Source organism: Mesorhizobium sp. M7A.F.Ca.CA.004.12.1.1 (assembly GCF_003997835.1).
Taxonomy (GTDB): Bacteria; Pseudomonadota; Alphaproteobacteria; order Rhizobiales; family Rhizobiaceae; genus Mesorhizobium.
The window spans coordinates 1-10,672 of record NZ_RZRK01000119.1; the positions used below are offsets into that span (position 1 = coordinate 1).

Here is a 10,672-nt window from a genome sequence, read left to right on the forward strand (position 1 = left end):
CCCGTATGTGGATGCCGCACCGTGCCGCCATCATTGGCGACCTGATAGACGGTCTCGCCGGTGACCTGGTCCGTCGACACCGAACGCTGGAAGCCGTCGCCCTTGGCCAGCACCTCTTGCTCCATCGGCGCGGCGCTTTCCGGAGTCAGGAAAACCCCCAGTGTGTCGTCCAGCTTCTGCTGCGCGCGCACCGGCAGGATCAGCCGGCTGTCGCCGCAATGGATCGACAACGTCGCCTGCTCGGCCGTCGGGAAGACGATCGGCCAATGCGATGTCGCCAGCGCCAGCCGGATACGCTCGCCGACCTCGAAACGCTGCCCGCAGCAGCGCAGCTTGACGCGGACGGTCTCCGCCTGGCCCGGCACCATGGGTGCGATGTCCAGATCATCGTTGCGATGGCTCAGATTGAGGATGCCGTAGCTGATACGCGAGGCGGCACCTTCAGGGAATACCTGCGACAGCGTGGCGGACAGAAGGGCGACGGGCTTGTCGGAGGAGAGCTTGACCTCGAATTCGGGGAAGCCAAGGATCTCGACCGCTTCGGTCAACGGCGCCGTCTCGAAGATCAGGGCATTGCCTTCTTCCATGCGCTGGTCGACCGGCAAGGTCGGCATCACGCCATAGCCGCACCAGGCGCCGGACGACAGGCCGGCCGTCTGTGGCGATGAAACCTCCAGGATCGCGTTTGCGCCCTTGGCTTCGCTCAGCACATGCGGCGCAAGGTTCAGCACCTTTTCGCCGACGCCGGGTCCCGGCCACGCCGGTTCCGCCACCCAGCGGCCGGGCCGCTCGTCATAGATCGCCGCCGGCCGTGCGGGATCCTGAATCCAGGCGCGCAGCATCGGCTCGTCGGCAATGCCGGTGTCGATGCCCTTGAGATATTGATCCCACCAGCGCAGGCACTCCTGCAGGAAGCCGATACGCGGTCCGGGCATGGCGAAGTGCGGATATTTGTGGCCCCAGGGTCCGATCAGGCCCTTGCGAGGACCGCTCAGTTTTTCCAGCATCCGGAAGATCGGATTGGGATAGCCGTCGGCCCAGCCGCCGACGGCATAGACCGGGATCTCGACATCGGAATAATCCTCGCAGATCGAACCGTGCTTGTAGAAATCGTCGCGGCGCTGGTGTTCGAACCAGTCCTGCATCCAGATGCCGTTGCCGTTCAGCCGTTGCTCCCAAAGCTCGCGCCAGCGGTCGCCGACAACAAGCGGATCCGGTGGCGTCATGGCGATGGCCCAAGCGGTGGTTCCCCACATCAGATTGTCGCACATCATCGCGCCGCCGAGATAATGCACGTCATCATTATAGCGGTCGTCGGTCGAGCACAGCGAGACGACGGCTTTCAGCGCCGGCGGGCGGCGGGCGGCGACCTGCAGCCCGTTGAAGCCGCCCCAGCTGATGCCGATCATGCCGACACTACCCGAGCACCAAGATTGCCGGGCCAGCCATTCGATGACCGCCAGGCAGTCATCCTGCTCCTGCTTCAGATACTCACCCTTGCACAGCCCCTCGCTGTCGCCCGAGCCGCGCATATCGACCCGCACGCCGGCATAGCCGTGACCGGCGAAATAGGGATGCGTCAGCGCATCGCGCTCCACCGTTCCGTCACGCTTGCGATATGGCAGATATTCCAGGATCGCCGGCACCGGATCGGCCTCCGCGTCTTCCGGCAACCAGATGCGTGCGGCCAGCTTGACGCCGTCCGGCATCGGAATCCACAAATTCTCGATCTCGCGGACTTTGCGCGGGAAATCGGTGACGACGCGGATATCTTGCATGGCGGCTCCTCTCAACGCCCGGCCGACACTTGCGCCGGTGGCGATCCTTATGTGTTCAGCGGGAAATGGCAGGTCAGACGGCTGTCGCCAACTGCGACCGGGACGGGGACATCCACCGTGCAGCGGCCCTGGGCCTGCGGACAGCGTGTGTGAAATTCGCAGCCTGAAGGGCGCGCCAACAAGGACGGAACGTCAGCCGGCAGCGTGATACGCTGATGCACCCTGTCGGGATCGGGCTCTGGATTGGCCGAGAGAAGGGCCGCCGTATAGGGATGATGCGGCGCGCGGAAGATCGCTTCGGTTTCGCCCTGTTCGATGAAGCGTCCGAGATACATCACCGCCATGCGGTCGGCGATCTGGCGCACGACATGCAGATTGTGGGTGATGATCAGCATCGACAGGCCCATGCGGTCACGCAGGTCGTTGAGCAGGTTCAGCACCTCTCCCTGCACCGAGACGTCGAGGCCGGCTGTCGGCTCGTCGGCGACGACCAGCACCGGGTCCAGCGCGATCGCCCGCGCCACACCGACGCGGCGCGCCTGGCCGCCGGAAAGCTGGTGCGGGTAGCGGTCGGCGAAATCGCGCGGCAGCCCGACCAGTGCAAGAAGTCGTGTGACTTCGGCGTTGAGATCGCGATCCGACAGTCCGTGGATGACGAAAGGCTCCGACAGCAGCGACCGCACGCTGAGCCGCGGCGACAACGATCCGACCGGATCCTGGAACATCATCGGCATGCGCCGCCGCACCGGTTTCATGGCGGCGTTGGACAGGCCTTGCAGTTCCTGCCCTTCAAACAGGATCGTGCCCGCTTTCACCGGCTGAAGACCGTTGAGCGTGCGCGCCAGCGTCGTCTTGCCCGAGCCGGATTCGCCGACCAATGCGAAGGTGCTGCCTCGTTGAAGCGTGAAGCTGACACCGGACACCGCTTCGATCTCGGTGGCTCGCCCGGCAAGTCTGGCGGACAGGCCGCCAACCCGGAACGAGACACGCAGATCGCTGACACGGAGCAGGTCGTCGGAACTCATGCGTTCATCGCTCCCAAGGGAATGTCCGCATGCCAGCAGCGGGCGATGTGAGACCCACCGAGGATTGCGCTGGGAGGCGTCGTCAGGCATTGGGCGTCGGCGCGATCGCAGCGCGGCTGGAAGACGCAGCCGCTTGGTCGGCGGCGCAGATCCGGCAAGGTCCCGGCGATGGTCGGCAGGCGGGCAACCCGCTGCGACAGCCGCGCGGGATCACAGGCCAAAAGCTTCTGCGTGTAGGGATGGCGCGCATCGTGGAAGATCTCGCGAGTCGTGCCGCTCTCCACCACCTCACCGGCATACATCACGATCATCTCGTCGCAGAGTTCGGCAATCACGCCCAGATGATGCGAGATGAACAGCACCGAGCAGCCGATGTCGCGCTGCAGATCCTTGAGCAGTTCGATAGTGGCCACCTCCAGCGTCGCATCGAGCGCAGTCGTCGGCTCGTCGGCGATCAGCAGCGCCGGTTCCATCATCAGCGCCATGGCGATGGCGATGCGCTGCTTCATGCCGCCGGAGAACTCGTGCGGAAACTGCGTCAGCCGGCTTTCCGGATCGGGAATGCGAACCTTGCGCAGCATGGCGACCGAGCGCGCATCCTTGTCCCGCTTCGACAGGTTCGAGCGATACTGGATGTCGCGCATCTGGCGCCCCACCGACAGCACCGGGTTGAGCGCGCCCATCGGATCCTGGAACACGGTGGCGATCCTGAGACCGCGCAAGCCGCGCATCGCGGTGGGGTCGAGCCGGGCAAGGTCCTTGTCGCCCTCGAAGATGATCTCGCCCGATGTGATTTCACCATTGTCGGCGAGCAGGCCGAGAATGGCGTTGATGAGCGTCGATTTCCCGCAGCCGGATTCGCCGACCACGCCGACGCTGCGGTTGGCCGGCACGGAAAAGCTCACCTGCTTCAGCGCCTCCAATCGCCCACTCTCGGTGTGGAAGGCGACGCTCAGATTCTTGACCTCGAGAACCGTCATGAGCGTCCCTTCAGCCTGGGATCGAAGAGGTCGCGCAGCGTCTCGCCGAAGAAGGTGAAACCGAGTGTCGTCAGCACGATCGGCAGGCCGCCGGCAATCACGATCCAGTAGGAATCGCGAATGTTGGCGAAGCCGTCATTGAGGATCGCGCCCCAGCTCGGCGTCGGCGGCCGCACGCCGAGCCCGAGAAAGCTCATGCCGGCCTCGATCGCCACCACCACGGGAATGTCCATCGATATCAAGATCAGGATCGGGCCGATGATGTTGGGCAGGATATGGACGCGCAGGATGCGGCCCGCACTGGCGCCCATCGAGCGCGCCGCCATGACATGTTCGGCTGATTTGAGCACCAGCGTCTGGGTTCTGATGATGCGGGCATAACCCGGCACATTGACCAGCATCACCACCAGCACCACCGCGTAGAGCGAGGGGCCGAACAGGGTGACCAGCGTCAGCGCCAGCATAACGGTGGGAAAGCTCTTCACCGCGTCGAAGATCAGCAGCAGCACATTGTCGAGCCAGCGCGGCCCATAGCCTGCGATCAGCCCCAGCACGACGCCGACAACCAGCGACACCGCTGTCGCGCCCAGCGCGATCAAAAGCGCGACGCGCCCGCCATAGAGCACCCGGGTGAGAAGATCGCGGCCGAGATGGTCGGTGCCGAGCAGATGCAGCAGGCTCGGCGAAGCGAAGCGTTCGGCCGGCGATATCTTGCTCGGCGCATAGCTGGTCAGGAGGCTGGCGAAGACCGCTGACAGCACCACGACCGTCACCAGCGTCAGGCCGATGGCGCCCAGCGGCTCGCGCATGATGCGGCGCACGGTGCGCCATATCATGCCGAGACGGAAGCTGCGGGACGGCAGCTCAGTTGAAACTTGATCTGACACGGGGATCCAATAGGCCGACCAGAATGTCGGCCGCTACGTTGACGAGGACGAAGAAGACCGTGGTGACCAGCACGGCTCCGGAGACGATGGGGTAGTTGCGCACCGAGATCGCCTCATAGACCAGCTTGCCGATGCCGGGGCGGGCGAAGACGATTTCGGCGAAAACGGAAGACGACAGCATGTGGCCGATGCCGACGCCGAGCAAGGTGATCGTCGGCAGCACGGCGATACGCAGCGCGTAGGTGTAGACGATCCGGTGCTCGGTCAGGCCGAAGGCGCGCGCCGTGCGGATATGGCTGGCCTCCAGTGTCTCCAGCATCGAGGCGCGCACCATGCGCGAGATGTAGCCGATCCAGCCAAGGCCGACCGCTAGAGACGGCAGGATGAGGTGCTGAAGCCGGCTGGCGAGGTCGCCCGGTTCGCCGGCGCCGATCGCCGGCAGCCATTGCAGGGCGACCGCAAACACCAGCAGCGAATAGATGGCGACGACGAAGGATGGCACGGCGATCATCGCCACCGACAGCACCCCGATCACCTGATCGACAAAGCCGCCGCGCCGCACCGCCGCGATGCAGCCAAGCGGGATGCCCAGCGCCACCGACCACGTGATGCCGCCGACCACCAGCGCCAGCGTGAACGGAAGCTGTTCCATCACCACGTCCAGGACCGGCCGGTTCGACAGAACCTCGGTGCCGAGATCGCCATGCAAGGCAGAGCCGTAGAAGTTCACGAATTGCCGCCAGACAGGTTGATCCAAGCCCATACGCTCGCGCAGCGCCTCCTTCATCTCCGGCGTCGCGCGTGGCCCCAGCGCGACGGAGGCCGGGTCTCCGGGAATGAGGTAGACCATGGCGAACATCATCATCATGGCGACGCTGATGATGATGGCGCCAAGCCACAGACGCTTGAGGGCGTAGCGGATCATTTTCGGTACCTGTCGGATGGTCTTTGGCCGGGGCGAGCCCCGCCCGCCGATATCATGCCGGTTTGAAGTCGGTGAACACGGGTTCGCCGTTCGGCTTCAGGCCGGCCACAAGCGTGTCTCGATTCATGATGCCGGTGACCTCATGCGTCAGGAAAATGTAGTTGCCGTTCTCCTCCATCAGGTCCTGAAGCTTCTTGTAGATGACATCGCGCTTTGCCGGGTCGAGCTCGACCATGCCCTCGGCGTTGAGCTTGTCGAATTCCTCGCTGGAAAAACGCTCCCAGTTCCAGACGCCGATCTGGTCGCGGGTGAACCAGGCGGTGGCCCAGCTCGGGTCCGGCTGCATGGAGAAGCGGCTGATGATCATCTGCAGCTTCTTGTAGTAGTCGCCTTCCTTGGCGCCAAGCGTCCAGAAGGTGCCGCTGTCGTTCTGCTTGATCTCCACAGTGAGACCGACATCCTGCAGGTTCGACTGCACGACCTGCGCCGCGGTCAGCCGCTCGGTCTTGTTGAGGATGTCGAGCGTGATCGTGGTGCCGGCCAGCCCCTCCTTGGCGATCATGTCGCGGGCGCGGTCCGGATCGAAATCGAAGAGGTTCTTCTCGCGATGGCCAGGCAGACCGGGCGCGATGATGCCGGTGGCCGTGGCGGCCGCACCGAAATAGGCAGCGTCGACCACCGCCTTGCGGTCCACGGCGTACTGAACCGCGCGGCGCATGTTCGGATTGTTGAAGGGAGCGACATCCTGGTTCATGCCGAGCCAGACAAAGGCCAGCGAAGGCTTCTCGACGACGGTCGTCTTTGGCGGCGGTGTCTGCTTCAGCCGCGAGATCGAGGAGACCGCGGTCCAGGTGTAGTCGAGGTCGCCGGCCTCATAGCCAAGTTCGGCGGTCTTCTCATCCTCGATCGGATGGATGTGGATTTCCGCGAAGGCGCCCTGCTCGTACTTCCAGTCGGGATTGCGCACCAGCACCGTGCGCTGCTTGGGCAGCCATTCCTTCAGGATGTAGGGGCCCGACTGGGCCACCGGCTTGACGCCCATCTTGCCGCCGAGCTCGGTGATGGCGCGCTTCGACAGGATGGTGCCGGACGGCGTCGGCAAGGTCGACGTCCACAGCGGCGCGAAGGCCTGCTTCAGGTGGATCAGCCCCGACAGCTTGTCCTTGACCTCGACTTCCTTGAGCGTTGCCCAGTCGCCGGAATAGGGGCTTTTGTTGGCGGGGTCGGCGATGCGTTCGATCGAAAACTTGACGTCTTCCGCCGTCATCTGGCCGTAGCCGTCTGTGAAACCGATATTGTCGCGCAGCTGGAAGGCGACGGTCAGCGGGTCGAGCTGCTTGATCGTTTCCGCCGCCATCGGCCGCCAGCCCCAGCTATCGCCCGGCGTGGTGACGACGAGGCCGGCGAAGATGACGCTGGTGATGTCGCCTTCAGGCGCCGCCAGCCGGAAGCAAGGGTCGAGCGTCTGGATGTCGGCGTAGGATCGCACCTTGAGGATCGGCCCGTCGCTCGACCAGGAAACTTTTGGATTGACCATTGAGGCGAGGCCGAAAGCGCCGGCTCCGGCGAGCAGGCTGCGGCGCGAAACCCTGGTGTCGGCTAGAATGGACATGCTCTACCCCTCTGCTGTTTTCGTTGTTTTGCTTTCCAGCCGTTGGCCATTCTCCAAGCCGGGCCGAATGTGTCTGTCAGCTAAAACTGCTAATAATAGACATCTATGTCTAGCGAAAATTTTGCCGGCATGTCCGAATCTTGGAGACGGACGATCTTGCGGGAAATCTCGATATCCGATCCGACCCCGCCGCTACGTCGGCATGGGCAAGCGGCTAAGCGCGAAATGTGATCGCGCACACGGTGCGGCCTGGCCCGCTATTCGGTGGGGCCTGGATCAAGAGCTGGAGCGGAGACGCGCTCTCCGCTACCTTCACTTCCAGATTTCGGCCGCCAGGCGCACGAAATTGCCGCCCAGGACGTTGCGCACGGTCTGCTCGGACTGGCCGCGGCGCAGAAGCACATCGGTCAGTTCGCGCATCTGGCCGGGAGCCGCGTAGGTCGTCGCCCCTTCCGGATATTCGCTCTTGGGCCAGAATTGCGGATTGTCGGAAATGATGCGGTCGATGCCTTTGACATCAACCGGAAAGGCGTAGTCCAGTCCGATGCCGACATGATTTGGGCCAGCCAGGTCGACGAGATATTCGATGTGGTCAGCCAGCCTGTCCGAGTCCGTCCGCCCTTCTCCCAGGAAACGATTGAGCCCGACAATCGCGACGATGCCGCCGGTGCGCGCGCAGGCCTTTATCTGCTCGTCGGTGATGTTGCGGCCATGGCCGCACAGGGCCTTGGCGTTGGAGTGCGAGAAGATGACAGGGCGGTTCGAGTATTCCATCACCTCCATCGAGGTGCGGTAGCCGGTGTGGGTGACGTCGACGAACATGCCGAGACGGTTCATCTCGTCGATGACCTCGCGGCCGAATGCCGTCAGGCTGGTCTCGACATCGTGGCAACCGCCGCCGGCGAGGTTGTTCCTGTTGTAGGCGAACAGGATCTGGCGCACACCCAGATGGTGATAGAACTCGACCATTTCGATGCGGCCGTCGAGCGCGTTCATGCCCTCAATGTCGAAGGTGATCGCCAGTTTGCCCTCGAGCTTGGCCTTGCGGATTTCCGCGACGGAGGAGACCAGCGTGTAGTGCTCGGGATTGGCAAGGATCCAGTGACGGAAATTTGCGAGCGTCCGCACTGTCTGCTCCCAGGGCAACAGGTCGAAGCCGACATCGATTGACAGATAGTCGATGCCGGCGTCGCGCCAGATCTGCAGATTGTTCAGGTCCGCAGCCGGATCCGGCATGAAGCCGGAATGCGCGTCCCATATGATTTCACTGTCGAAAATGGCCTTGGCGGCAGTCGAAACGCTCACTTTTTTCCTCGCTCTCTCGGCAACACCAACAACGGAAGGCCAGATCAAGCGGCGTTCCGGATGTGTGATCCAGATGCAGTGCGCATCAAGTATCAGGCCACAGACACATGTGTCTAGACAGCTCCGAACGGGCCTGTATGGTCGCCGTCGCTGCATGTCGCTCCGACCGGGCCATCGGCAAAAGGGAGAACAAAGATGAGCTCAAACGGAAGCCATGGCGGGAGCGATAGCAGGCATATCGCCGTGATCGGCGGCGGTATTATCGGCTGCAGCGCGGCTTTCCATTTGCTGCGGTCCGGCGTGCGCCGGGTGACGGTCATCGATGCGGGTCAGCCGGGTGCCGCGACCACCAGCGCCGGCGCGGGCTTCGTCTCCCATTGGTCCGCCGGCATGATCCCGCTCGGTGAAGAAGGCCTTCAACTGCAGCAATATGGCCTCGATTTCTATCGCAGGCTGCACGAGGTCGGCGTCGAGATCGGTTATCGGCCAAACGGCACCTTGATCATGGCGCTGACCGAGGATGGGCGCGAGCGTTTCGTCCGACCGGTGCTGGACTCACCCTATGCCCCGCCGGAAATGCAGGATTTGAACGCCGCGCAGATCGGCCAGAAGATGCAGGGCCTCATCGATCCGGCGCGGGTCCATTCGGCCGCCTACAATCCGCATGGCATCCAGCTCGACACCAAGCTGGCGATGGGGGTACTGACCGGCCAGATCAGCGAGCTCGGCGGTGTTTTTCGCAGCGGCACACGCGTAACGGCCGTCCATGATGCCGGTGACCGGGTGACCATCGAGACCGATCAGGGCAGCCTTGAGGCTGACGGCGTGATCGTTGCCGCCGGCGCCTGGAACAACCAGGTCATATCAGGCCTCGGCTGGAAGTTGCCGCTGCTGCGCGTCGTCGCAACGCGCATCGTCACCGACGATCGTGGGCTGCCGTCGACCATTCCCACGGTCCAATGCCGCGAATTGCGGCTGTGGCTGCGCGAAACATTCGGCGCCGTCATGTGGGGAACCGGCCGGCATTACAAACCTCTCTACAAGACCGACGACAACGAGATCGAACCTGGCCAGCCGCACAATATCGAGCTGATGCGGGAGACCTCCGAGCAGGAGCTTGCCGAGTTGCAGACTGTGTTCCCGCCGCTGCGCGGTTCGACGATCGCGAGCTGGGCGCAAGGCGTGCCGTGCTACACGCCCGACAACGGCCTTGTCGTCGGCAAGGTGCCCGGCAGCGACAATGTCGTGGTCGTCGGCGGCGACAATGAGAGCGGCGTCACCCATGGACCGGGTCTTGGCCGGCTATCCTGCGAACTGGTCCTCGGGCACACCCCGTTCGTTTCCGCCGAGCGGTTCCGTGTCGATCGCTACGCCTCCGATGCCTTCAAGTCGGAGGCCGAGATCGAGGCCGCCATGCCGGCCTGGGGCGCGCGTCATGAAGCGTCGCGGTTTGGTCGCGAGGCCTGATCTGTTAGCTGTCGCCGACGCTGGCCAGCAGCGCCTGCGCCACCGCCCTGACCACCGGGCCGGCATTCTTCCTCATGACGATGTGGAAGGAGCCGGCGTGGCGACGCGAGGTTTTCGTCAGCCGGACGAGCTGGCCGCGGCGCAGATGCTCATCGGCAAATCCCGCCCAGGCGAGTGCCGCGCCGCGCCCGGCGATGGTTTCGTGGATCATCGACATGTAGCTGGTGAACCGAGGTCCGTCGAGTTTCCGGTCGGTTCCGATCCATGATTGCCAACTGTCGATCGCGCCGGGCGGCGTCACCTGATGCAGCAGCGGCACCGCCATGAAAGCCTCGGGGTCTTCCGAGGCGAGCGCCGGATAACGCGCCAGGAACGCCGGCGCGCAGACCGGGAACCATTCACCGTCGAGCAGTTTTTCGGTCACGAATTCGGGCCATTGCCCGGCTTCGCCGAAACGGATCGACAATGCCACTTCAGGCTGATCGAAATCCCTGTAATCGGTGGATGTCTGCAGCAGCACCCGGCCATCGGCAACCTGCGATGTGATGAGGCCGAAGCGCGGCATCAGCCATGCCTGCGCGAAGTCGTGGCTGCAGCCGACCATGAATGTATCGCTGTCGTGCGCGGTCAAATCCTCGACCGCTTGCCTGATGGTGCCGAGACCCTCGCGGATCGCTTCGGCCAGCGTGTTGC

General features: G+C 63.8%; 9 protein-coding genes. 1 reads left to right on the top strand and 8 read right to left on the bottom strand.

Annotated elements, in window-relative coordinates:
• The 7 genes from EN984_RS08930 to EN984_RS08960 form a co-directional block, all read right to left on the bottom strand.
• Positions 1-1,778 (bottom strand): CocE/NonD family hydrolase (locus EN984_RS08930; RefSeq protein ID WP_127383705.1); only part of this gene is annotated, 1,778 nt, incomplete at its 3' end.
• Positions 1,779-1,825: 47 nt separating this feature from the next.
• A complete protein-coding gene (locus EN984_RS08935) occupies positions 1,826-2,803 on the bottom strand; it encodes an ABC transporter ATP-binding protein (protein ID WP_127268561.1) in 978 nt (325 codons plus the stop codon).
• Entirely contained in the window at positions 2,800-3,783 is a 984-nt protein-coding gene (locus EN984_RS08940) for an ABC transporter ATP-binding protein (protein WP_127268562.1), read from the bottom strand. The genes EN984_RS08935 and EN984_RS08940 overlap by 4 nt, the downstream gene beginning before the upstream one ends.
• On the bottom strand, positions 3,780-4,604 hold the full coding sequence (locus tag EN984_RS08945) for an ABC transporter permease (protein WP_023808847.1): 825 nt from the start codon (positions 4,602-4,604) through the stop codon (positions 3,780-3,782). The genes EN984_RS08940 and EN984_RS08945 overlap by 4 nt, the downstream gene beginning before the upstream one ends.
• Before the next feature lie 43 nt (positions 4,605-4,647).
• A complete protein-coding gene (locus EN984_RS08950; protein ID WP_127268564.1) occupies positions 4,648-5,595 on the bottom strand; it encodes an ABC transporter permease in 948 nt (315 codons plus the stop codon).
• A 52-nt stretch (positions 5,596-5,647) separates the two neighbouring features.
• The gene (locus EN984_RS08955) at positions 5,648-7,207 is read right to left on the bottom strand and encodes an ABC transporter substrate-binding protein (protein ID WP_127270115.1); all 1,560 of its coding nucleotides are present in this window, start codon (positions 7,205-7,207) and stop codon (positions 5,648-5,650) included.
• Positions 7,208-7,519: 312 nt separating this feature from the next.
• Positions 7,520-8,512 carry a membrane dipeptidase gene (locus tag EN984_RS08960; protein WP_127269817.1) on the bottom strand — a complete coding sequence of 331 codons (993 nt, stop codon included), beginning with the start codon at positions 8,510-8,512 and terminating at the stop codon, positions 7,520-7,522.
• 195 nt (positions 8,513-8,707) lie between these two features.
• On the opposite strand from EN984_RS08960, the gene EN984_RS08965 reads away from it, so the two are divergent.
• The gene (locus EN984_RS08965; protein ID WP_127269819.1) at positions 8,708-9,979 is read left to right on the top strand and encodes an FAD-binding oxidoreductase; all 1,272 of its coding nucleotides are present in this window, start codon (positions 8,708-8,710) and stop codon (positions 9,977-9,979) included.
• Between the two features lie 4 nt (positions 9,980-9,983).
• On the opposite strand, the gene EN984_RS08970 is transcribed toward EN984_RS08965, so the two are convergent.
• On the bottom strand, positions 9,984-10,672 hold a 689-nt coding region (locus EN984_RS08970), incomplete at its 5' end, for a LysR substrate-binding domain-containing protein (protein ID WP_127383706.1).

What these genes read in the sequence shown, in the direction of transcription:
- EN984_RS08935 (WP_127268561.1), bottom strand. Translation starts at nt 2,803, where the DNA reads ATGAGTTCCGACGACCTGCTCCGTGTCAGCGATCTGCGTGTCTCGTTC.
- EN984_RS08940 (WP_127268562.1), bottom strand. Translation starts at nt 3,783, where the DNA reads ATGACGGTTCTCGAGGTCAAGAATCTGAGCGTCGCCTTCCACACCGAG.
- EN984_RS08950 (WP_127268564.1), bottom strand. Translation starts at nt 5,595, where the DNA reads ATGATCCGCTACGCCCTCAAGCGTCTGTGGCTTGGCGCCATCATCATC.
- EN984_RS08955 (WP_127270115.1), bottom strand. Translation starts at nt 7,207, where the DNA reads ATGTCCATTCTAGCCGACACCAGGGTTTCGCGCCGCAGCCTGCTCGCC.
- EN984_RS08965 (WP_127269819.1), top strand. Translation starts at nt 8,708, where the DNA reads ATGAGCTCAAACGGAAGCCATGGCGGGAGCGATAGCAGGCATATCGCC.